This window comes from Halomonas sp. GD1P12, assembly GCF_025725645.1.
Classification (GTDB): Bacteria; Pseudomonadota; Gammaproteobacteria; order Pseudomonadales; family Halomonadaceae; genus Vreelandella.
The window spans coordinates 1,756,270-1,779,037 of record NZ_CP107007.1 but is presented as its reverse complement, the minus strand read 5'-3'; the positions used below and the strand labels follow the sequence as shown (position 1 = coordinate 1,779,037).

The 22,768-nt window shown below is 62.8% G+C and carries 19 protein-coding genes; 13 read left to right on the top strand and 6 right to left on the bottom strand.

The window, feature by feature from the left end; translation table 11 throughout:
• Positions 1 to 62 precede the first annotated feature (62 nt).
• Together OCT39_RS08275 and nfo are read left to right on the top strand one after the other, a co-directional pair.
• Complete coding sequence (locus OCT39_RS08275) at positions 63 to 818, top strand: glycerophosphodiester phosphodiesterase family protein (protein ID WP_263587174.1); 756 nt, start codon at positions 63 to 65, stop codon at positions 816 to 818.
• 42 nt (positions 819 to 860) lie between these two features.
• Positions 861 to 1,721, top strand: a complete 861-nt coding sequence (nfo, locus tag OCT39_RS08270; protein WP_263587173.1) for a deoxyribonuclease IV — start codon at positions 861 to 863, stop codon at positions 1,719 to 1,721.
• Here the strand turns inward: nfo and OCT39_RS08265 are convergent.
• Positions 1,691 to 2,278 carry a helix-turn-helix domain-containing protein gene (locus OCT39_RS08265; protein WP_263587172.1) on the bottom strand — a complete coding sequence of 196 codons (588 nt, stop codon included), beginning with the start codon at positions 2,276 to 2,278 and terminating at the stop codon, positions 1,691 to 1,693. The genes nfo and OCT39_RS08265 overlap by 31 nt on opposite strands.
• A gap of 160 nt (positions 2,279 to 2,438) precedes the next feature.
• Between OCT39_RS08265 and OCT39_RS08260 the strand changes: the two genes are divergently transcribed.
• Both OCT39_RS08260 and OCT39_RS08255 read left to right on the top strand, forming a co-directional pair.
• Positions 2,439 to 3,857 (top strand): amidase, encoded by a 1,419-nt coding sequence (locus OCT39_RS08260; protein WP_263587171.1) that lies wholly within the window; start codon positions 2,439 to 2,441, stop codon positions 3,855 to 3,857.
• Between the two features lie 164 nt (positions 3,858 to 4,021).
• The gene (locus OCT39_RS08255) at positions 4,022 to 5,224 is read left to right on the top strand and encodes a benzoate/H(+) symporter BenE family transporter (protein ID WP_263587170.1); all 1,203 of its coding nucleotides are present in this window, start codon (positions 4,022 to 4,024) and stop codon (positions 5,222 to 5,224) included.
• 21 nt (positions 5,225 to 5,245) lie between these two features.
• Here the strand turns inward: OCT39_RS08255 and OCT39_RS08250 are convergent, their stop codons facing one another.
• Positions 5,246 to 5,680, bottom strand: coding sequence for a hypothetical protein (locus OCT39_RS08250; RefSeq protein ID WP_263587169.1), 435 nt, complete (start codon positions 5,678 to 5,680; stop codon positions 5,246 to 5,248).
• Positions 5,681 to 5,946: 266 nt separating this feature from the next.
• Between OCT39_RS08250 and OCT39_RS08245 the strand changes: the two genes are divergently transcribed.
• From OCT39_RS08245 to OCT39_RS08220, 6 genes are all read left to right on the top strand, one after another.
• Positions 5,947 to 7,674 carry a proline--tRNA ligase gene (locus OCT39_RS08245; RefSeq protein ID WP_263587168.1) on the top strand — a complete coding sequence of 576 codons (1,728 nt, stop codon included), beginning with the start codon at positions 5,947 to 5,949 and terminating at the stop codon, positions 7,672 to 7,674.
• 18 nt (positions 7,675 to 7,692) lie between these two features.
• Entirely contained in the window at positions 7,693 to 8,235 is a 543-nt protein-coding gene (locus tag OCT39_RS08240) for a transglycosylase SLT domain-containing protein (protein ID WP_412031140.1), read from the top strand.
• Between the two features lie 412 nt (positions 8,236 to 8,647).
• Complete coding sequence (locus OCT39_RS08235; RefSeq protein ID WP_263587167.1) at positions 8,648 to 9,217, top strand: methylamine utilization protein; 570 nt, start codon at positions 8,648 to 8,650, stop codon at positions 9,215 to 9,217.
• A 71-nt stretch (positions 9,218 to 9,288) separates the two neighbouring features.
• A complete protein-coding gene (locus tag OCT39_RS08230; protein ID WP_263587166.1) occupies positions 9,289 to 11,631 on the top strand; it encodes a putative bifunctional diguanylate cyclase/phosphodiesterase in 2,343 nt (780 codons plus the stop codon).
• Positions 11,632 to 11,658: 27 nt separating this feature from the next.
• Positions 11,659 to 12,531: a DUF3034 family protein gene (locus tag OCT39_RS08225; RefSeq protein WP_263587165.1), complete on the top strand. Its 873-nt coding sequence runs from the start codon at positions 11,659 to 11,661 to the stop codon at positions 12,529 to 12,531.
• A gap of 11 nt (positions 12,532 to 12,542) precedes the next feature.
• Positions 12,543 to 13,013 carry a group I truncated hemoglobin gene (locus OCT39_RS08220; protein ID WP_263587164.1) on the top strand — a complete coding sequence of 157 codons (471 nt, stop codon included), beginning with the start codon at positions 12,543 to 12,545 and terminating at the stop codon, positions 13,011 to 13,013.
• A 6-nt stretch (positions 13,014 to 13,019) separates the two neighbouring features.
• Here the strand turns inward: OCT39_RS08220 and OCT39_RS08215 are convergent, their stop codons facing one another.
• Positions 13,020 to 13,538 carry an FKBP-type peptidyl-prolyl cis-trans isomerase gene (locus tag OCT39_RS08215; protein ID WP_263587163.1) on the bottom strand — a complete coding sequence of 173 codons (519 nt, stop codon included), beginning with the start codon at positions 13,536 to 13,538 and terminating at the stop codon, positions 13,020 to 13,022.
• A gap of 106 nt (positions 13,539 to 13,644) precedes the next feature.
• On the opposite strand from OCT39_RS08215, the gene OCT39_RS08210 reads away from it, so the two are divergent.
• The gene (locus OCT39_RS08210) at positions 13,645 to 15,003 is read left to right on the top strand and encodes an AmpG family muropeptide MFS transporter (RefSeq protein ID WP_263587162.1); all 1,359 of its coding nucleotides are present in this window, start codon (positions 13,645 to 13,647) and stop codon (positions 15,001 to 15,003) included.
• Positions 15,004 to 15,030: 27 nt separating this feature from the next.
• Here the strand turns inward: OCT39_RS08210 and OCT39_RS08205 are convergent, their stop codons facing one another.
• Complete coding sequence (locus OCT39_RS08205; protein WP_263587161.1) at positions 15,031 to 16,869, bottom strand: SEC-C metal-binding domain-containing protein; 1,839 nt, start codon at positions 16,867 to 16,869, stop codon at positions 15,031 to 15,033.
• Between the two features lie 145 nt (positions 16,870 to 17,014).
• Between OCT39_RS08205 and OCT39_RS08200 the strand changes: the two genes are divergently transcribed.
• Positions 17,015 to 17,608, top strand: coding sequence for a GNAT family N-acetyltransferase (locus OCT39_RS08200; RefSeq protein ID WP_263587160.1), 594 nt, complete (start codon positions 17,015 to 17,017; stop codon positions 17,606 to 17,608).
• Between the two features lie 4 nt (positions 17,609 to 17,612).
• Here the strand turns inward: OCT39_RS08200 and OCT39_RS08195 are convergent, their stop codons facing one another.
• A complete protein-coding gene (locus OCT39_RS08195) occupies positions 17,613 to 18,872 on the bottom strand; it encodes an ABC1 kinase family protein (protein ID WP_263587159.1) in 1,260 nt (419 codons plus the stop codon).
• A 111-nt stretch (positions 18,873 to 18,983) separates the two neighbouring features.
• On the opposite strand from OCT39_RS08195, the gene OCT39_RS08190 reads away from it, so the two are divergent.
• Complete coding sequence (locus tag OCT39_RS08190; RefSeq protein WP_263587158.1) at positions 18,984 to 20,924, top strand: DNA topoisomerase III; 1,941 nt, start codon at positions 18,984 to 18,986, stop codon at positions 20,922 to 20,924.
• A 201-nt stretch (positions 20,925 to 21,125) separates the two neighbouring features.
• Here the strand turns inward: OCT39_RS08190 and OCT39_RS08185 are convergent, their stop codons facing one another.
• Positions 21,126 to 22,451: a YdgA family protein gene (locus tag OCT39_RS08185; RefSeq protein WP_263587157.1), complete on the bottom strand. Its 1,326-nt coding sequence runs from the start codon at positions 22,449 to 22,451 to the stop codon at positions 21,126 to 21,128.
• Positions 22,452 to 22,768 lie beyond the last annotated feature (317 nt).

Sequence of the window (22,768 nt, the reverse complement as noted above, 5' to 3'; positions counted from 1 at the left end):
CATTGGGTTGTCATACGCCCATGCTAGACTGAGCGTTTTCAACCAGCACTCGGTGAATTCCCATGTCGCACCCCGGCATTTTGTTACCGGCGCTCGTCGCCCACCGCGGCTACTCGGCTGCCGCCCCGGAAAATACGCTAGCGGCAGTACGCGCCGCGTTTGATGCCGGCGCTACCTGGGTCGAGCTCGACGTGCAGCTTTTGGGCGACGCCACGCCGGTCATCTGGCACGACCAGGACGTTCGCCGCTGCTCCGACGGGCGCGGCGAGCTTTCCAAGCTTAGCCTGCAAAGCGCCAGGGCGCTCGACGTGGGCGGCTGGTTTTGCGACCGCTACGCCGGTGAGAAAATGGCGACGCTTGACGAGATGCTCGCGCTTCTCGACGAGCTCGGCATGGGCGTGAATCTCGAGATCAAGGTCAACAAGGGCCGCGACGCCAATGCGCTGGTCGATGCGGCGCTGCCGCCGCTGATGGAGCGAATCCCCGCCGAGCGGCGTATCGTCTCCTCGTTCGATGAAAAGGCGCTCAGGCGCTGCCGAACGCTTGCCGGCCCCGACCGCCTGGCCCTTGGTGTGCTGTTCGGCGCCACGCCCGCGCGCTGGCAAACGCTGTGTGAAGAGCTCGAGGCATTCAGCGTTCACCCGGACTGGACGCGGCTCAAGCGCTCCCAGGCCATGGCGATGGTCGAGGCGGGCTATAAGGTGCTCTGCTACACCCCCAACGACCCGAGCGCCTTCGAGCCCCGCTGGGCCTGGGGGGTCTCGAGCGCGATCACCGACCAGCCGGAAACGTTCAAGCGTTTTTTGGATCAGCGTTAACCGGCATAATAGCGTTACACTCGCAGACCTCGGGAAGTTGTCATGAAGTATATCGGTGCGCACGTTAGCGCGGCCGGCGGCCCGGATCAGGCCGTTCACCGCGCCGTCGAGATCGGCGCCAACGCGTTTGCGCTATTCACCAAGAATCAGCGCCAGTGGAAAGGCAAACCCCTGACCATCGAGGCCATTAGCGCGTTCAAGAAGGCTTGCCAAAAGCACGGCTTCGCCTCGAACCAGATCCTTCCCCACGACAGCTACCTGATCAACCTGGGTCACCCGGAAGCCGAAGGCCTCGAGAAGTCCCGCGCGGCGTTTCTCGACGAAATGCAGCGCTGCGAGCAGCTAGGGCTTTCGCTGTTGAATTTTCATCCAGGAAGCTTTCTGAAAAAGATCAGCGAGCGCGACTGTCTGCTGCGTATCGCCGAATCCGTCAACCTGGCACTCGATCAAACCCAGGGCGTCACCGCGGTGATCGAAAACACCGCCGGGCAAGGCACGAATCTGGGTTGGCGCTTCGAGGATCTCGCCACCATCATCGAGCACGTCGAGGATAAAAGCCGGGTCGGCGTGTGCATCGACACCTGCCACGCCTTCGCCGCCGGTTACGATCTGCGCGGCGCCCGGGCGACCGAGCAGACCCTCGACGAGCTGGGAAGCGTGGTGGGGTTCGAGTATCTGTGCGGCATGCACCTGAACGACGCCAAGAGCGAGTTTGGAAGCCGCGTGGATCGCCACCATAGCCTGGGCAAGGGCAATATCGGCCTGGAGGCGTTTATCACCATCATTCAGGATGAACGCACCGACGGCATCCCCTTGATTCTCGAAACCGTCGAGCCGGCAAACTGGCCCGAGGAGATCCGCTGGCTGCGCGCTCAGTTGCCGGACGCCGCGCCCGGCAGGTAGTGGATCACATCGTGAAAGCGCAGCCGCTTTTCGGTAGCGTTGCGCATGGCGTGGGGCCGGTCGGCTAAAAAGCGCAGCCCCTCGCCCTCTTTCAGGGACTGCCACTGCCCGTCCAGACAAAACTGAAGCTCGCCTTCCACCACCACGATATGCTCGACCACGCCGGCGGCGTGCGGGGCGGACTCGCTCAACGCGTGGGGGGCGAGTTCGATCATGAACATCTCGAAACCCAACAGCGGATCGAAGGGAAACAGCAGCCGCGCCTGCATGCCCACGCTATCCTCCCCCCACACTGGCACGTGCTGGTCGCACTCGAGCGCCTCACGAGTCGCCGCGCCACTGTCAAAAAGACTCGAAAACGACACGCGAAAGCCGCTGGCGATCTTCCAAAGCGTCGAGACCGTTGGGCTCGACTCCCCCCGCTCGATTTGACCGAGCATCGCCTTGCTCACGCCGGTTTCGACCGCGGCGCGGTCCAGACTCCACGCCCGCTCGCGGCGAAGGCGTTTGACGGTATGGGTAACGTGCGCGGCGATCGGCGTCGGTGGGCTTGCCATCCAGGGCTCCTGACATGCCCCGAGTACGCAGGGCGTGGATGAGAATCAAAAGCGCAAGTTTTGCAGCTAATGCGTTCGTTGCCTAGGCTTACAGCGACTTGACGCTTGAGGAGCCCCCCAAGCGGCGTCACCCAAGGACGACAATCGACAAGGAGCTACCGTGAGCGAAACCGATCTAGGCCTGATGGACGCCAACTCCCTGCGTACGCTTTATCAAGATAAGCAGGCGTCGCCGCTGGAAGCCACCCGTGCCGCCCTCGAGCGTATCGAGCGTTTCAACGACCAGGTGAACGCTTATGTGCACGTCGACCGTGAAGGCGCCGAAAGCGCGGCCAAGACCTCCGCGCGCCGCTGGGGTCAGGGCAAACCGCTAAGCCCGATCGACGGCGTGCCGGTATCGATGAAGGATCTCGCGCAGGTCGCAGGGATGCCCTGCCGGGAAGGGTCGCTGACCACCTCGAAAGCGCTGTGCGACACCGACTGCCCGCCGGCGCGCATGCTGCGCGAGGCCGGCGCGATCATTCTGGGCAAGACCAACACGCCGGAGTTTGGCTGGAAAGCGGTGACCGACAACCGCGTGTTCGGCGCCACCAGCAACCCCTGGGATACAAGGCTTACTGCCGGTGGCTCCTCCGGCGGCGCGGCGGCGGCGGCGGCGCTGAACATGGGGGTGCTGCACCAGGGCGGCGATTCCGGCGGCTCGATTCGTATCCCTGCCGCCTTCACGGGCACCTTCGGCTTCAAACCGAGCTACGGCTGGGTGCCGCAGTGGCCGCCGGCCAAGGAGCCGAGCCTTTCGCATCTGGGCACGATCACCCGCTCAGTGGAAGACTCGGTGGCGATGCTCAACGTCATCGGCCGCTACGACTACCACGACCCCTACGCCACCCGCGGCCAGCCCGACTGCTGGGGCGAGGATCTCGGCAAAAGCCTGGAAGGCCTGCGAATCGGCTACTCGCCTGATCTTGGCTATGCATCGGTCGACCCGCAGATCGCCGACAAGGTACGCGAGGCCGCCAACGCGCTTGCCGAGCTCGGCGCCGAAGTGGTCGAGGTCGACCCGGGGCTGACACCGGCCATCGATACCTTCAGAAAGCTCTGGTTCACCGCCTCGCTTCACCAGTGGGAGCAGCTCGATGACAAGCACCGCGAGCTTTTGGACCCGGGGCTGGTCGCCAATGCCAAGGAAGCCGAAGGCTGGACGGCGCTGGAGTTTTTCCGCGCACTCAACGAGCGCGCCTACATCACCCAGCGCCTGGAGCACTTCAACCGCGAGTATCACCTGTTGATGACGCCGTCGGTGACGCTCTCGCCTTTCGAGATCAATCACGAGGTGCCGCCGGGAAGCGACATGCGCGACTGGGAAGAGTGGGCCTCGTTTAGCTACCCATTCAACCTTAGCCAGCAGCCGGCGGCCTCCGTGCCCTGCGGCTTCACCAGTGAGGGCCTGCCCGTGGGCTTTCAACTCGCCGGCGGCAAGTACGACGATGTACGCGTGCTCAGAGCCTGCCACGCTTACATGAAGCGCCATCCCACTCGCTTTCCAAGCATTCCTGACCCGTCACATAGGGCCGGTTGATCGCCCGGCGCCGCCTTGGGGCGGCGCTTGTTTTTTTGGCGTCTTTTTCCTCGTTTACCTGCTGTAAGCCATCTGGTCGCCTCTGCTGGCCATTGTGCGCTATAGCGCACGGTGGTAACGTCGCGTTTGTGCGTTATAACGTTCAATTGCAATCGGGGCCACCCATGTCCACCTCAGAAAACAGTCAGCCTTACCGCTTCTCGCTCTGGCGCGATACGAGTTTTTCGACCGTAACGGCGGGGCTGGTCGCGGTCGTCATCAGCTACACAAGCTCCGCGGCAATCGTGTTTCAGGCCGCCGAGGCGGCGGGGGCGACAGCGGCGCAGATTAGCTCCTGGCTCTGGGCGCTGGGAATCGGCATGGGGCTAACCACGCTCGGGCTGTCGCTTTACTACCGCATGCCGCTACTGACCGCCTGGTCGACGCCGGGCGCGGCGTTTCTGGTCACGAGCTTGCCGGGCGTGCCAATGGACGAGGCAATCGGGGCGTTTCTTTTTTCAGCGCTTTTGATCACGCTATGCGGGGTCACGGGACTATTCGAGCGGCTGATGCGCCACATTCCCAACGCGATTGCCCAGGCGCTGCTGGCGGGTATCTTGCTGCGATTCGGGCTGGAACTTTTCGGGGTCATGCAGAGCCAGTGGATGCTGCCGATGATCATGCTCGTTGCTTGGGTGATCGGGCGCCGGTTCTGGCCGGCGCTGGCGGTCCCGGGTGTGCTATTGGTAGGGCTCGTTGCCGCGGTGATGCTGGGTCAGGTCGACGCGGGCAGCATTCCACTGACGCCGGCCGCCCCTGCCTTCACCGCTCCCGCGTTTGCGCCAACGACGCTGATCGGCGTCGGCATTCCGCTTTTCATCATCACCATGGCGACCCAGAACCTGCCTGGGGTGGCGGTACTGAGAGCGGCGGGCTATCAGCCCAACGGTTCGGCGCTGATGGGCTGGACCGGGGCGGCCACGATGGCGCTGGCCCCGTTGGGCGGTTTTGCCCTGAACATGGCGGCGATCAGCGCGGCGGTCTGCATTGGCCCGGACGCCCACGCCGACATGCGAAGGCGCTATGCGGCGGGTGCGGCGGCCGGCGCGTTCTATCTGGTGATGGGGCTATTCGGCGCGACGGTCACCGGGCTCTTCAACGCCCTGCCCCAGGCACTGATCGTGGCGCTGGCCGGCATTGCGCTGCTGGGTACGCTTAGCGGCGGGCTGGCCGGTGCCTTTGCCAACGCCGCAGAGCGCGACGCGGCCATCGTAACGTTTTTGCTGACCGCATCGAGTGTCAGCCTGTTGGGGATCGGCAGCGCTTTCTGGGGACTGCTCCTTGGGCTCATCACCCTGAAGTTGACCAGACCCCGCGAGCGCGCCTGAGACCGGAGAATCAACCGGCGATCAAAGAACGCCTAGGCGCTCGCTATCGTGGACGCCGGACATGCGCACCATGGCAAGCGCCTCGTCGAGGCTTTCCACCTCCTCCATGATCATCAATTCGTTGTGCAGATCGACCGGCTGGCCGGCCTTGTCGGAAAGAATCCGCTCGAGCGAGGCAAGATCCGAGGTGTCGTCGAGCGTGAAGGTATCGATGGAGGCGCTGGTATTGCTCGGGAGATAAATCGTACCGTTGGAGAAATCCACCGCGTAGGCAATGACGCCGGGCAGAATGAAAAACAGAAGCCCAACGCCGTTGGCGATAGCGACCACCGGGTCGACATTGCCGCTGAGCTGGCCCTTGCGCTCGGGATGAAACAGCGTACCGCAGCCGCTCATGCTCACGACGAGACTTCCCACCAAAGCAATGCTTGCACCACGACGTTTGAGCTGCTTCATCGATTCCCTTCCTTAAAAGTGATGGTGACCCCAAGCGAGAAAAGCGCCTTCATTCGAGCGCGCGCCGGGTCGGTTATACCCCTTGAAGCGGCGGAGTCTAGCACGATTGCATCCGGCGCCGGAGCGGCGGGGTTAATTTTGCCGGCTTTACCGCGTGCTCGTACAATGCAATCATTCAACGCTTGAAAGCGCCTCACAGCGCCGCGTTACGCTATTTCGATCGCCACGTTTTACGTATTACCGACTCAAAAGGAAGTTTCACGCTCATGCGCGCCAGCCAACTACTGATTGCCACCTTGAAAGAGACCCCGGCCGATGCGGAGGTCGTGAGTCATCAACTGATGCTGCGCGCCGGCATGATCCGTCGTTTGACCTCGGGCCTCTATACCTGGCTACCCTTGGGGCTTCGCACGCTGCGCAAGGTCGAGCGGATCGTGCGCGAAGAGATGAACCGCGCCGGCGGCCAGGAAGTGCTGATGCCCGCGGTACAGCCGGCGGATCTATGGCAGGAGTCCGGCCGCTGGGAGCAGTACGGCCCGGAGCTTTTGCGCGTCAAGGATCGCCACGAGCGCGACTACTGCGTTGGCCCGACCCACGAAGAGGTGATCACCGATCTGGTGCGCCGCGAGGTGTCGAGCTACAAGCAGCTGCCGATCAACTTCTATCAGATTCAAACCAAGTTTCGCGACGAGATTCGCCCGCGCTTTGGCGTAATGCGCTCGCGCGAGTTCATCATGAAGGACGCCTACTCCTTCCACGCCGACGAAGCGTCGCTGGCCGATACCTACCAGGCCATGTATGACGCCTACACGCGCATCTTCACTCGCCTGGGGCTCGATTTTCGCCCGGTGATCGCCGATAACGGCTCGATCGGCGGCACTGGTTCGCATGAATTCCACGTGCTGGCCGACTCCGGCGAGGACGACATCGTCTTCTCCAACGGCTCCGACTACGCCGCCAACATGGAAAAGGCCGAGGCACTGGCGGCGCCGCTGGGTAGCGATGCCAAGCGCGAAGCACCCAGCCAGGAGATGCACCTGGTCGATACGCCCAACGCCAAAACCATCGCCGCGCTGGTCGAACAGCACGGCTTGGCGATCGAGAAAACCGTCAAGACGCTGATCGTGCGCGCTGCCAACGGTGGGCTGATCGCACTGTTGGTGCGCGGCGATCACGAGCTCAATGAGGTCAAGGCGGAGAATTTGCCCGAGGTTTTCGCCCCGCTCACCATGGGCAGCGAAGAGGAAATTCGCGCCGCCGCTGGCGCGGGCTTTGGCTCACTCGGCCCGGTGAATCTCGATATGCCGATCATCGTCGATCATAGCGTTGCGCTGATGTCGGACTTTGGCGCCGGCGCCAATATCGAAGGTAAGCACTACTTCGGCATCAACTGGGAGCGCGATCTGGCGCTGCCCCAAGCGGCGGATCTGCGCAACGTGGTCGAAGGCGACCCGTCGCCGGACGGTCACGGTACGCTCTCGATCAAGCGCGGCATCGAGGTCGGTCACGTGTTTCAGCTCGGCACCAAATACTCCGAGGCGATGGACGCCAAGGTGCTCGGCGACAGCGGCAAGACCCTGCACCCGTGGATGGGCTGCTACGGTATCGGCATCACTCGCGTGGTGGCCGCCGCGATCGAGCAGAACCACGACGATGCCGGCATCATCTGGCCTGACGCCATCGCGCCGTTCAACGTGGCGCTGGTGCCGATGAACGCGCACAAGTCCCAGCGCGTGCGCGAAGCCTCTGAAGCGCTCCACCAAACGCTGACCAACGCCGGCTTCGACGTACTGCTGGACGACCGCGATACGCGCCCGGGGGTGAAATTCGCCGACCTGGAGCTGATGGGCGTACCTCACCGCATCGTGATCGGCGATCGCAGCCTGGATAACGGCGAGCTCGAGTACAAGGGCCGCCGCGACGCTGAGGCTACCATGGTCGCCGAAGATCAGATCGTCGCGTTTTTGGGCGAAAAGTCCGGCCTGAACGCCTGACGCAGGCTCGCTGCGAGCGTGGTGGCGCGGCTTACATCAGCCCTTACACTGGCGGCGTTATGTCTGGTGGTAGCACCAGCGGTTAGCGCCGCCGAGCCCCCGCTTCGCTCGACCCTCGACGGCGCTGCCTATCAGGACACCGCGATGCGCCAATGGGCCGCGCGCATGCACGCGCCGCTTTCGCGCTTCATTAGTGATGCCGGCCAGCGCGACGCACTGCTCACAAGGCTTTATCAGGAGGCTCGGCTCGCCGGGCTTCCGCCGAGTTTGATATTGGCGCTGATCGAGGTGGAGAGCGCCTTTCGGCCGGACGCGGTCTCCTCCGCCGGCGCCACGGGCCTCATGCAGATCATGCCCTTTTGGGTCGCCGAGCTTGGCCTTCCCATCGACGATTTGACCGACCCCCACCGCAACCTTCGCTACGGCTGCACGATTCTGGCCCACTATCTGGCCGTCGAGAGCGGTGATTTTACCCGAGCGCTTGCCCGCTACAACGGCAGTTTGGGCAACACCTGGTACCCCGAGCGCGTACTGCGGGTTTGGCAAAGCGCCTGGCGCTAGTCTCAAACGGCGTTTCTCCTCACTACTCTCTATCAAGCGCACGCGACTCAAAGAGTGTCCGATGCTTTCTCGCTGGCTCTAACGCTTGCTATTTCATTGTGAACCCCACTCACCGTTCGGCTTTTTCTCACGCGCTCTTACTCGACGGGTAGCGTTGGCAAGGATCGCCAAAACGCGGTATCAGTACAAACCTGATCAATTTATTTACTGTTTTTTTCCTAAAGTTGGCTTACCGTTAGCCGTAAAGAATGACTTGAAGTGGCTAAAGCCACAGGATAGATCTCACTACTTATCAAGCAACGCCGGGGGCTTCGTGGCATTAACCACTCAACGTGTTCGACACCACTTGGCGCGCTTTGCCGCATGTGCTCTTTTCACCTATTCCTTTAGCGTGTCGGCGGCCACCGTTACCGTGACCGACAGCACTGGCGCCCCGCTCGAAGACGCGGTGGTCGAAGTCCACTACGCCGGCGCCGCGGCGCCGGCGCGTGAAGGCCAGATCTATCAACGCGGGGCGGCGTTTCACCCCCATGTGCTCACCGTGCCGGCAGGAAGCTACGTCTCGTTTCCCAACCAGGATACGACGCGCCACCACGTCTACTCCTTTTCACCGGCGAAAACGTTTGAGCTCAACCTGTATCTACAGGAAACCCCGGAGCCGGTGCTGTTCGATAAGCCAGGGGTCGTGGTACTGGGATGCAACATTCACGATCAGATGCAGGCGTTCATCGTCGTCACTGACGCCCCCTTCGCCGACAAAACCGGTCCTGACGGCGTGGTACAAACGCCGACGCTGCCGGAGGGCGAGCACGCGGTGCGCGTTTGGCACCCAAGACTCGATGATCGCCAGCAAATCTGGTGGGAAGGCAACATTTCTGGTGATCAGCCGCTGAACGTTCAACTCGAGCTCAACGCGCTAACGCCAGAAACGCCACCTCTTTCACCACTACAGCAGCGTTTTCATCAGGCCAACGAGCATTAACGTGACCCTGTTCGTCGCTTTGTCATGCCTTCAGCCCTGGTGTTTGCCTGCGCCGCCTGTCCGAGGTCGCCATGCGCTTTAGAACGCGCTTGATGCTGGTTTTGCTTACCGTCGTGATCCTGTCGCAGTTGGCGACCGGCGCGGCGTTTCTGCGTGCGACGCAAAACGACATCATCGTCAAGGGCAATCAGCGACTGGAAGTCGGCGCCAATGTGTTCCAACAGCTCTTGAGCGCCCGCGGTGACCAGCTTGGCAACAACATTGCCATTCTCGCCGACGATTTCGGTTTCAAAAGCGCGGTATCGACTCAGGACAATGAAACGCTCTATTCGGTGCTGGCCAATCACGGCACCCGCGCCAACGCCGATATCGTGCTGCTGACCGACCTGGATGGCCGCGTACTGGCAGGCAGCCACCACGCCCGCGATAGCGCCATGCCCTTTCCCCAGCTTTTCGAGCGCGCCAACCTTAACGGCTCGGCAGTCGGGGTTGTGGTAACCGAGGGCGAGCCCTATGAGTTTGCATTGCTGCCGGTACGCGCGCCGCATCTGATCGGCTGGGTCGGCATGGGTTTTTTGATCAACGAGGCGGTCACCAGCGAGATCAAGGCGCTGACCGGCCTCGACGTCAGTATTGTGACCTACCAGCAGGGGCGTATCAGCTCGCTTTCAAGCTCCCACCCAGAGGCCCTGGCCTTAACGCTGATTAACGACAACAGCGAACAGCTTCAAAACGGCGATTACTCGTTGACCGGTCAGATGACGCCAGATGACGAGTACCTCTCCTACTCGAGCATGCTCTACGCCGGCGGCAACGCCCAAACCCACGTGCTTTTGCAGCTTTCCCGCAACGAGTTACTGGGCGCCTACCGGTCGCTTCGCTGGCAGCTTCTGGGCATCGTGGCGCTGATTTTGATCGCGACCGCTGTGGTGGCCATGTGGAGCGCCCGCAGCATCAGCAGGCCGCTGATGGCGCTGGCATCGGCGGCCAAGCGCATCGGTCGTGGTGAGCGCGTCGACGATCTTGCCAGCGGCACCAGGCACAGCGAAACCGGCCAGCTCGCCTCGACGCTTCTGACCATGCAAGACGAGATCGCCAAGCGTGAGGCCGTGCTTCACTACCAGTCGCGCCATGATCTTTTAACGGATCTTCCCAATCGTATCTGTGCCGAGGAGGAGATAGAGCGCGCCATTGCCGCCGGCTCCGCTTTTATCCTGATGCGCCTTGCGATCAACAATTTTCGCGACATCAAGGATACCTTCGGCTACGCCCTGGGCGACAACGTGCTGGTAACGCTTGCCCAGCGATTGCATCAGCTCGAAAGCGGCCGACGTAGTGCCTACCGGCTGGATGGCGATGAACTGCTTTTAATGCACGTTGACATCGAGACCGATGCCGATTGGCGCCGCCCTCTTTTTGCCGCGCTATCCGCGCCCATTCATCTGGATCGTTCGCCGATAACGCCTTCGCTCAGCATCGGCGAAGTTCACTTTCCCGATCACGGTGACTCGACTCAACTTTTGCTGCGCCGTGCCGATATCGCGTTAGACATGGCCAAACGCCAGCGCTGTATTCACCAGCGCTACCAGCAAGGACAGGATGAATTACACCAGCGCCAGCTCACGCTGATTCGTGATCTCAAGCGCGCGGTTGATAACGGTGAACTGTGGATGGCGTATCAGCCCAAGGTCAATACGCGCACCGGACGCGTCAATCAGTGCGAGGCGCTGATGCGTTGGCAGCACCCGACGCTTGGCTTCATTCCGCCGGACGAGTTCATCGCACTGGCCGAGCGCTCGGGCCAAATCGGCATGCTGACCAACTGGATGCTCTCACATATCTGCGAGCAGCTCGCTCGCTGGAAGCAGCGTGATTACCACCTGTCGGTGGCGGTCAACCTGTCGACCAGCGACGTGATGGACCCCGGGCTTTGCCAACGTATCGCGGCGCTGTTGAAACAGTACCAGCTTGGCGCTCGGCAGCTCAGCGTCGAGGTAACCGAAAGCGCGATGATGCAGGATGTCGAGGTCGCCACAAGAACGCTGCTCGAGCTTGGCCGTATGGGCTTGAGCATCGCCATCGACGACTACGGGACCGGCTATTCGTCGCTGGCGCAAATCAAGCGCCTGCCGGTCAACGAGCTCAAGATCGACAAGTCCTTCGTGCTGGCGCTGGACACCCAGGCGGACGATTTCACCATCGTGCGTTCGACCATCGAAATGGGGCATAGCCTCGGGCTCAAGGTCGTTGCTGAAGGCGTCGAGAATCGCGCCAGCGCCGAGCTTTTAAGCGAGGTTGGCTGCGACCACCTGCAGGGCTACTGGATTGCCAAGCCGATGCCATCCGACGCGCTGCCGGCGTGGCTCGACGCCTTCGAGACGCTATCGCTGCCAACGCCGGGCCTGCCGGTTTAATACTCGAGTACACCCGGGAGGGTCAGCATGTTTCGCTTTACTGCAACGTCATCCATCGCGCGAACGCTTTGCCGGCTGGCAGGCATCGCCTGTTTGGGCCTTATGGTCGCGTCCGGTAGCGCCCAGGCCGGTAGTCGCATCATGAGCACCGGCGGCGTCAGCGCCATCGAAGGCGCCGCCGGTGGCGGGCTTTCCCCCTGGGCGGTGCTTGCCAGTACCGCAAGCGACGAGGAGTTTGGCGCCACGGCCTTCGTCTCGCGCGCGTGGCTCGACGACTACCGCCTGACGGTCGGCGGCGCCAGCCTGAATATTGTTGACCGGGTCGAACTCTCCTACGCCCGCCAACGCTTCGAGCTACAAACCCTGGGCGGGGAGCTCGAGCAGGACATATTCGGTGCCAAGGTGCGCCTGCTCGGCGACGTGCTGTATCACCCGCTGGGCATCTGGAGCGCGGGCGTGTTGCACAAACGGCTCGTCGATGGCGCGACTCCAACCGCGCTTGGCGCCGAGCATACCGAAGGCACTGACGCCTATCTCAGCGCAAGCAAACTGCTGTTCGCCGCCGTGGCCGGGCGCAACGTCATGCTCAACGCTACGCTTCGCAACACCGAGGCCAACCAGGGCGGTCTTCTGGGATTTGGCGGCGACCAGGGGGGCCGCGAGTGGGTCGCCGAGGCAAGCGCTGGGGTATTTCTCACCCCGCGCTGGATCGTGGGCACGGAGTATCGGCAAAAGCCCGACAATCTGAGCGTGGCCCGCGAAGAGGACTGGCAGAGTCTCTATAGCGCCTACTTCTTCAACAAGCACGTTTCACTGACAGCTGCCTGGCTCGATCTGGGTGACATCGCAGGTCTTGCCTCGCAGCGCGGCGGCTATCTTTCACTTCAGGCAGCTTTTTGAGCGAGGGCGCGATGACACAAACTCCCACCCATGCGTATCGATATCAGGCGCGGCGCGCTCTTCAGACAGCGGCGCTGATCACGATCCTCTTGAGCCTTGGCGGCTGCGCCCACACCGCCCCATCGACCACGCTTTACGAGCGCTTGGGCGGTGAAAGCGGGATCGAGGCAGTAGTCGAACGCTTTCTCTATCGCGTCGCCGATGACCCTGAACTGGTCGGTTTTTTCGCCAACACCAATATTGACCACTTGGCCGGCTCGCTTGCCAACCAGTTTTGCGCCGTCAGCAACGGGCCATGCCGCTACGAGGGTCCGCCGATGGAGCGCGCCCACCAGAACATGGGGATTACCGATGCCCACTTCAATCAGCTGGTCGAGCATCTGGCGGCCGCGCTGCGCGAAGAGAACATAGCGCTTGGGGCGCAAAACGAACTGCTTGGCCGTTTGGCCCCGATGCACGCTGACGTCATGCGCTATCAATAGCGGGCGTTACAGCACCTTGCGATCTTCTACCTTATCGTGTTCGGTTCCCGGGGGCAGCGGATGGCCCTTGGCGAGTTCGGCGCGACTGGCAGGCCTCACATCGAGCACCTCGACCCGGTAGCCAAGCGTTCGCCCGGCCAACGGATGGTTCATGTCAACGCGCACGCTGTCGCCTTCAACCGATAGCACGGTGACGATTTGCGGTCCCGCCTCGCCTTCGGTTTGAAAACGGCTGCCGGGGGCGAGCTTGGCGCCGCTAAAGGCCGTCCTGGCAAGCGTTTTCACCAGCGCTTCATCGCGCAGCCCGTAGGCATCGATGGGGGCCAGCGTGATGCTAAAGGTATCACCTGGCGCCTTGCCCGCCAGGGCGTGCTCGAGCCCGGGCAGAATATTGTCGTGGGCGTGAAGGTACTCCAGCGGCTTCTGGCGCGCGCGGGAGTCATCGAGCACCTTTTCGGCGCCAGTTTGGGTAACGTCGCTCAGTACGTAGTGCAGGGTCACGACCTGATGGGGCGTAATCGACACGGAAAACTCCTCTCCGGTAAGCTGTCGGTTCTTTCAGGCGAGCAGTTTAGCATTGACGCCTTTTCTCAAGGCCACCCCGCCCGGTTTTTTCTGGAGTTTCTCGACGATGGCAATCCCTACCCCCAGGCGCAGTTGGAAAAGCGCTCTGGCTGTCTATTTCTGTGCGCCGGTCATGACCATGCTGTTTTTGGGATTTTCCGCCGGGCTCCCCTTTCTGCTGGTGTTTTCCACGCTGTCGGCCTGGCTTCGAAGCGACGGCGTCGAGGTCGCCGCCATCGGCTTTTTCTCCTGGATCGGCATTCTCTACTCGATCAAATTCTTCTGGGCACCGGTGGTCGACCGCCTGGAGCTACCGGTACTCGGCCGCATGCTTGGCCAGCGCCGGGGCTGGATGCTGCTGGCCCAGGCGTTGATCGCCGCAGGGCTCGTGGGCATGGCCGGCGTCGACCCGGTAGGCAACCTGGGCCTGGTAGCGGCGTTTGCGCTGCTGGTCGCCTTTGGCTCCGCCACTCAGGATATCGCCGTGGACGCCTACCGGATCGAGTCGGCCAACGACGACCTGCAGGCGGCGATGTCCTCGACCTACATCATCGGCTACCGCTGCGGCCTGATTGCCGCCGGCGCCGGGGCGCTCTATCTCGCGGCGCACTACTCCTGGCAGATCGCGTACCTTGGCATGGCCGGGCTCATGGCGGTGGGCGCGCTGACCGTGCTGATTCGCCCGGAGCCGCCGCGCGCCGCGCTTTCGATTCAGCTCGTACGCGAACCCAGCGTGCGCGCGTTTTTGCGCCAAAGCCGCGGCCGGCCGAAGTGGCTTCGGCGCATCACCGCCTGGGCGATCGGCGCGGTGGTATGCCCGTTTCTCGATTTCTTTCGCCGCTTCGGGGTCAAGGCGCTGGGGCTTCTGGTGTTCATTGCGGTGTTTCGAATCAGCGATTTGGCCATGGGCTCGATGGCCAATCCGCTCTATATCGATCTTGGGTTTTCGCTCGAAACCATCGCCGCGGTGACGAACATCTTCGGCATCGCGATGAGCATTGCCGGGGGTATCCTGGGCGGGCTTCTGGTGGCGCGCTACGGTATTGGTCCACTCTTGATCGGCGGCGCCGCGTTCGTCATGATGACCAACCTTCTTTTTACCGCGCTTTCGCTGATCGGCGATGCGGTGCCGATGCTGGTGGTGACCATCATTGGCGATAACCTCGCCAACGGGCTGGCGAGCGCCGTATTCATCGCGTTTTTGTCGAGCTTGACGTCGAAAGCCTATACCGCGACCCAGTACGCGCTCTTTTCATCGCTGATGACGCTGCCGGGCAAGTTTTTAAGCGGGTTTGGCGGGCTGGTGGTGGCAAGCCACGGATACGCCACCTTTTTCGTGGTGGCGACCGTGCTGGGGCTACCGGCGGTACTGCTTGCCGTATGGGTCAATCGGGACCGCGATCTGTTTGGCGCGCCAAAACGCTAGCGCGACAAGTCGCTCAAAAAAAGCCGATCAGGACGTCTTGGCCTTTGACCGGCGCTGTTCGAGCCATTCGAGCGCCCCTTTGGTAGTGCGCCACTGATCGCGCATCAGCGTGCGGTACTGCCACGCCTCGGCGCGCGAGCCCGGATCGACCTGCCCGTCGGCGTGGGGGTGCGAGGGCTTCGGGCTCTCGGCGCACAGAAGCTCCAGCGCGTAACGGTTGTGGGCCATCGCCAACCCCAGCGCGTTCTCGGCGGCCTCGTACTCACCCAAACGGTAGAACGCCAGCGTGCGCCCCATTAAAAGCCCCAGCACCTGGGAGCCGTCGTCCTTTTCACATGCTTCGGTGAGCGTGAGCGCCTCCTGGTTGCGGTCGTCGCGCAAGAGCTGGTCGAGCACCAGCTCCTTGAGGCCGAGGCTATCCTCGCGGTCGATCGCCAAAAGCTCCTCGGCGAGTTCGCGGGAGTGTTGCCGGGCGCCGCGCTCCATGCCGACCACCAGCGCAAGGCCGGTGCGCAGCAGCATGACGTTGTGAGCGTCGTCCCAACAAAGACTTCCCTCACCGGCAGCGCGCGCCTGCTGCAGCCAGCGCGAAAGCCGCACCGCCAGCGGCTCCAGTAGGCTCGGCGCCATCCAGGGAAGGCTGCCAAAGCGGCTGGTCAGCGCCAGGGTCACATCCTGCACGACCTGGGGGGCGTCGAGCCACTCCGGGTGAGCGCAGAGCTCGGACATCCACTCCACCGCGTTACCCCAGGGGTCGTCGCGAAAACCCAGCGCCACGTCGTCGTCGACCCACACCTGAAACTGCTCGTGCCAGGCAGCGAAGAGCGTCTCTTCGCGGGCGGTGGTGGTGTAGTGAAGGCGCTCGCCGTCTTCGGAAGGCTTGATATCGAGCTTTGGCGCGATGGGGAGTGCGGCCAGCAGCGACTGCAGCGAAATCAGCGGCGTGGCCAGATCTTCCTCGGCGCTCAACAGCTGATCGGCGAGGGTCGCGCCGGGGTTGTCCGCCAGCGCCGACAGAAACTCGAGCTGCTCCTCGTCGAGCCCGCCCTGGCGCGAAAGTCGACGGTACCAGAAGTCGGCGCGCTCCTTCGCTTCCTCCTCGTGGCCTTCGTGGAGCAGCAGCATGGCCTCGATGTAAGCAAGCGTCGGCGAGTCCGGCAGCGCCTGCATCGCTTTGATGAAGGCGCCGCGGGCGCTGTCGAGATCGTCGTTGTCCAGATGCATCAGGCACAGCCGTTCGAGCGCCACGCCGCGCAGAAACAGCGGGCCGCGCTCCATGACCTCGTCGAGCAGGTCGGCGCGCTTGCGGGTGAAGCCGCGCTCCTGGTAAATATCGAGCAGGATTTCAAAGGCAGGTTCGGCCTGGTCGGGCAGGCGCGACCAGTCGCTGCCGTCAAACAGCGACTCGAGAATCTGCATGGCGCGGCCGGTCTGGCCGCTTTCGGCGGCGATCAGCCCGGCTTCGAGCAGCGCCTGAGCCGGGGCGCAGCGGCTGTCGAGAGCGGCCTTGAGCGTGGCGCCCTTCCACTCCTTGAGCGAGAGCATCCACATCATCTGGGCCGGAATGTCGGTCGGGAAATCGACGCGCTGGCAGCACTGCTTGTACTTGCGACCGGAATCACACCAGCAGGGCTCGTTGCGTCCGGGCGTGGCCAGGGGTTCGCTGGCGAAATCCAAACGCTCGAGCGGCGCCTGGGACCATAGAATCGGCGCCAGCGCTTGGGCGGTGGCGATATCGCCGTTGAAAAACTCGGCGCCGCGGGCGCGCACCCAGGTCATGAAATCCGGGTAGTGTTCCTGCTGTCTGATTGCCGAGAGTGCCCCTGAGGCAAAACCCAGCAGTTGATCGACCCATACCGCCAGCATTGCCATCTCCACTGTTTTGAAAGCGCCATAGTCTAGCACGCCCCAAGGGCTTCTCGCAGAAGGATTGGCGCGGCGAGAAGTGGCTGTTACTGTTCGACGAGCTTACCGCCACGCACGCTTGACGTTGACCATTTTCGGAGCCGCGATGACCACCGTTTCTCTCGCCATCTGCCAGGGGCTGGCGATCACGCCGCACCTCGAAGCGCTCGCCCGCCTGCGCATTCGCGTTTTTGCCGATTACCCCTACCTGTACGACGGCGACCTGGCCTATGAGGCCGAGTATCTGGACCGCTACGCGCAGAACCCAACGAGCCTGTTCGTGCTTGCTTTCGATGGCGATACGCTGGTCGGCGCCTCCACGGGCCAGCCGCTGGCCAATGAAGTCGCCGAATTCCGCGCCCCTTTCGAAGCCGCAGGGATCGACCCGGCCGGGGTGTTCTACTACGGCGAGTCGGTGCTGCTGCACGAATACCGCGGTCAGGGGCTTGGCAAGGCGTTCATGGCCGAACGCGAAAAGCACGCCAGGGCTCAGGGGTTCGATACCGCTGCCTTTTGTGCCGTGGAGCGCTCCCCCCACCACCCGGCCAAACCCGAGGGCTACCAACCGCTGCACGGCTTTTGGGAGCGCCTTGGCTATCGCCGCCAGGCCTCGCTTGCCGCGCGCTTTGCCTGGAAGGATATCGGCGAGCGTGAAGAGACCGGGAAGCCGCTGGTGTTCTGGCTCAAGGCGCTGGACTAACGGCTTACCGCTCGGGCGGCGCGAAGCCGGCCCAGTCCAGAAGCGGCGTGACGCGCGCGTGCATATCAAGGCGCGCCTTCAGGCGTACCAAATTCCAATAGTGGCCGTTGAGCGCCCGCGACAGCAGCAGCGTATCCGCCGGCGGCTGCAGCCGATCCATCGCGCCCCATACCTTGGGCGAAAGCTCGCGCAGGCGCCGATGCACGCGCACATCGCCGAAGTCCTGCTCGCCAGGCGCGAACAGCGGAGCCACGCACTCGGCGGCTTCGCGGTAAAGCGTCAGCGGCGCGCCCTGGCCCTGGCGGCCGCCCATCTCGCGCATCGCCTCGTCCATGGCCATCGCATCCTTCTCAAGCGTTGCCTTCAACAGCGCCATCATCGCCATGAGCCGATCTTCAGGTACCGGAATCACCGCGCCGAAATCGTAAATGATTAGCCGTCCCTGGGCGTCGGCGGCGAAATTACCGGCATGGGGGTCGGCGTGCAGCTCGCCAAAGGTGAAAAGCTCCTCGGTGATCCAGTCCGCCAGCGTCTGCGCTACCTTTTGGCGCGTGGCATCCTCCATGCTTTCGAGTTCACGCAGCGGCGTGCCGCCAACGAAGCGCATGGCGAGCACGTGGGTACCGGAAAGCGCCATCAGCGGCTCGGGTATGACCAGCCGCAGATCATGGGCATAGCGCGCCCGGTAGCGCGCGAGCGCTCGGGCCTCGGCCTGATAGTCGAGCTCGTCGCGAAGCCCGGCGGCGAGCTCCTCGAACATCGCATCCAGCCGCGCCTGGGGCACCTTGAACCAGCGCCCCAGGCGCATGATGCGCCTAAGCTGCGCCAGGTCGCTTTCGAGCACCGCTGAAAGGCCCGGGTACTGAACCTTGAGCACGACGGTTTCGCCATCACGAGTGATGGCCTTGTGCACCTGCCCCATGGATGCGCTGGCGAAGGGGCGCTCTTCGATCTCGCGAAAATGGGTGTCCAGGTCGCCGTACTGCAGCACCAGCGCTTCACGAATGCGCGGCCAAGGCATCGGCTCGGCCTGACGCTGCAGGCGGGCAAGTTCTTCGGCAAGGTCCGGCGGCAACAGATCGTCCCACTGTGACATCATCTGCGCCATCTTCATGGCCGGGCCCTTGAGTTCCGAGAGCCCCTCGAACAGTGCCTCGCCCAGCGCGCGCCAATCCGCCTGACCGCCCAGCCGGGTCTTCAGCATCGCCCCGCCGGTGCGGGCGCCAAGGCCCATCAAACGCCGTGTTCGTCCGCGATCGCGCATCGGTTTTCCTCATTGGTCAATGTGTCCAAGCGTGCTTTCCGCGCGCTGCGCCTTATTCATCCCCTCTGTTACCATAGGCGCAATTTCACGACTCGTTAAGGTAACGCCGGTATGCGCTTGATTATCGCCGAAAAACCCAGCCTCGCCCGGGCCATCGCCGATGCGCTGCCGGGCAGTGGCCAGCGCCTGGACGGCGCCATCGCCTGCGGCGACACCACCGTGACCTGGTGTCTGGGCCATCTTCTTGAACAGGCCGCCCCGGAGGTTTACGACCCCGCCGACAAACAGTGGCGCCTGGACCGGCTGCCGATCGTCCCTGGCACCTGGAAACTGGCGCCGCGCGCCAAGGCCCGCGGCCAGCTCGCCGTGATCCGCAAGCTGATCAAGCAGGCAAGCGAAGTCGTGCACGCCGGCGATCCGGACCGCGAAGGCCAGCTTCTGGTGCAGGAGGTGATCGAGTACCTGAACTACCGCGGGCCGGTATCGCGCCTTTTAATCAGCGACCTGAACCGCCCGGCGGTGGCTCGCGCGCTCTCGAGACTCAAGAGCAACGCCGAGTTCCAGCCGCTCTTTCAGGCTGCCCAGGCACGCTCCCGGGCGGACTGGCTTTACGGGATCAACCTGACCCGCGCCTGGACGCTTACCGGCCGCCAGGCTGGTCACAACGGCGTGCTTTCCGTGGGCCGGGTACAGACGCCGGTGCTCGGGCTGATCGTGCGCCGCGACAACGCCATTCGCGACTTTGCGCCCTACCCGTTCTACCCACTTTGGGTGGATCTCCAGGTGGCACAAGGCCAGCTTCGTGCCTGGTGGGTACCCGGCGAGCGCCAACCGCTGGACGACCAGGGCCGGCTACTCGAGCGCGCCCCGGCGGATACGCTGGCAGCAAAACTCCCCGGCGCCGAGGGCCGGCTTGCCAAACTCGAACAAAGCGAGAAGCGCCAGAACGCGCCGCTGCCCTACTCGCTCTCGGCCCTTCAGGTTGACGCCGCGCGCCGCTTCGGGCTCTCCGCGCAGACGGTGCTCGACGTGTGCCAGCGCCTTTACGAGCAGCACAAACTGATCACCTACCCGCGCTCGGACTGTCGCTACCTGCCCGAAGAGCATCTGCCGCTCGCTCAAAAGAGTTTGGCGGGTGCCTGTCGAAACGATGAAACGCTCGCCGGGTGGCTTGCCGGCGCGGATTTTTCGCTGCGCTCGAAAGCCTGGAACGACAAGCAGGTCGGCGCTCACCACGCCCTGGCCCCAACGGGCAAGCCCGCCGACTTCTCGGCGCTTTCCAACATCGACGGCCAGGTATTTCGCCTGATCGTGCGCAACGTGATGGCGCAATTTTATCCGGTGCTGAGAACCTTCGAGGTCAAGGCGGAGTTTCACCTCTTGAACGAGGCCTTTCGCGCCCGGGGTCAGAGCGTGCTCGCCCCCGGCTGGAAGCCGCTGTTCACCACCAAAGAGGACGCGCCGCCGCTGCCACCGCTGACGCAAAACGAGCCCTGCCGGGCGCTGAATGCCGGCGTGGAGGAGAAAGAGACTCGCCCGCCGGAGCCTTTTACGGACGCCAGCCTGATCAAGGCAATGATGAATATCGGGCGCTACGTGGAGGATCCTGAGGTGCGCCGCACGCTTCGCGACACCGATGGCCTGGGCACCGAGGCGACCCGCGCCGGCATCATCGAAACGCTGGTGCAGCGCGGCTATCTCGTGCGCAAGCAAAAGGCACTGCGCGCAACCCGCTTGGGCACCGCGCTGATCAGCGCCCTACCCAACGCGGTGAGCACACCGGAGCGCACCGCGCTTTGGGAGCAGCGGCTAAGCGCCATCGCCGAGCAAAGCGACAGCGCCCCCGCCTTTCAACAGGCGCTGATCGAAGACCTGCACGGGCTCTTGAAGCAAAGCGATGCTGGCCGGCTGCGTTCGAGCCTGCAAACGGCCCAGGGCGAAACCGCCGCCCCGGTAAAACGCACGACAAGAACGCGAAAGAGCGGCACGGGATCGAAAAGTACGCCTCGGCGTAAAAGCACCACCGCCAGAAAGACGACCCGTAAATCCTGATACCGATTTCTGACGCTAAATAAAACTCGATTTTTTGAATATTCCATCAGGTTGGCTAGTGCTTTTTAGCCAGCCTAAGATAACGGTATAAAAAGGTCGCCGAGCTCAACGCCAAAGGACTTGGGCACGATGCCCCCCACCGGCGATACAGGTCTCACCGCAGCGGGGGCCAACGGGGTAAACAGCGGCGGGAATGCCCCCCTAAAACAGCGTCTCCCCGTTGAGGGTCAGTTGGCCCTGCTCCCACTTGAGCGTTTGTTGCTCACGCTCGGCGTCGATCAAAAAGCGTGCCATCAGCGGAAGCTCATCCATCACCGCTTCCGGCGGGGTGACCATGCTGGCCTCGAAATGGACGCGCTCACTGAAGTAGGCGTTGGCTTGCGCTTCGCTCATGGGGGCATTTTGAGGTGTGATGAGCTCGCGTGCCGGCGTATCGGTATGGCGGGCGAGACTAAAAAGCGCCTCTTTCGAGAGATTCTCACCGTCGAAGCCCATGTCGATCTTCAACTGCGGTTTAAAATCGAGATTCAGCGCCGGCACGACGATATGGGCGTTCAGCGGGTCGATACTGACTGCGGGGCTGCTGGCCAACACCGTGTAGCCGTTGTCGATTGCTTGAGTCAGCGACTCGCGGTAGCGCGCCTCGTCGAAGCTTGCCGGGTCTCGCTCGCGACGATAGTTCTGGGCACTCAGCATGGCAAAAGCTTCGTTATAGTCCTGAAACGCTTGCATGTCCCAGCGCTCGGCGGCGATCTCCATCGATAGGCTGCCCATCGATGTCCCGTCAACGCCGACATCTGCCACTTTGAAGGTGCCGGCTTGATCGACCCGCCGGGGGTTGTCGTCGAGTTCGGCGGAGGGCTGCGTCAGGGCATCAAACACGACGTCGTCCAAATAGATGTTGAGCCCTTGGGTCGCAATTTCTGCGCGGGGAAGCTCGAGTCGCTGCACCACCTCGCTGCCTTCATCGCCGCGGGTATCCATTTCGAAACGCGGCGTGGTGAGGCGCACGACCGAGCCATCGACGTAGGTAAACCCGAGTGCCTCGATGCGCGTATCGACGTGCCAGCGTGTGTCGTCCTCGATATCGAGCGCCATCACCACGCCGGTGGCCTCGCCGTCGAACTCCTTAAAGCCCAGCGTATCGGCGGTGAGCTGTCCCTCGACCCCGCTCCAGGAGGCGACCATGTCGATATCGATATCGCCTTCGAAAAGTGTCTCATTCGGGTGCAGAGTGCCGGTCACCGGGCTTTTGAGCACACCGTGATCCACGTGCAGATCGAGCGCGGCGGTGGCGTCTTCGAAACCGACGGCGCCGAGCGTGGCACGCGCGTTGGTTTCGAAAAGCGAGCGGTCGATCTCGATGTCCGTGACGCGCCAGCCAGGCGAGGCGTCGATGCGCTCGAACGCCTGGTTCAGCGATTTTTCCACTTCATTGCCCACGATCGCCTGAGCGCCGAGATAGCCCCCCGCGCCCACCACGACCACGGCGCCCACGATCACCAGCGCTTTCGAACTAACGGCCATGCCGCGCTCCTTCTATAGGGTTTAAAAGAACAGGTTTAAAAAATTAGGGTTTAAAAAATAATTTAAAAAGCCGTCGAGCTTAATTTAATAATGATTATTGTTTCAATAAAAAATCAGCGGCGCTCATCCGACGGGCGCCATTAGCTTGCTCAAAACAGAAAGGCGCTTTGATAAATACACAATTGCCGCCGTTTGGCTTCCCTGGTAGTTTGATTTCGATAACGACCTGAAGGGTTTTCCGCTGTTTGCACGGACCGCCGGGTAACGTCACTAAAAGCGGCCGCCGCCTCTTGTTGATCGCGAGCTCGTTTTAAACG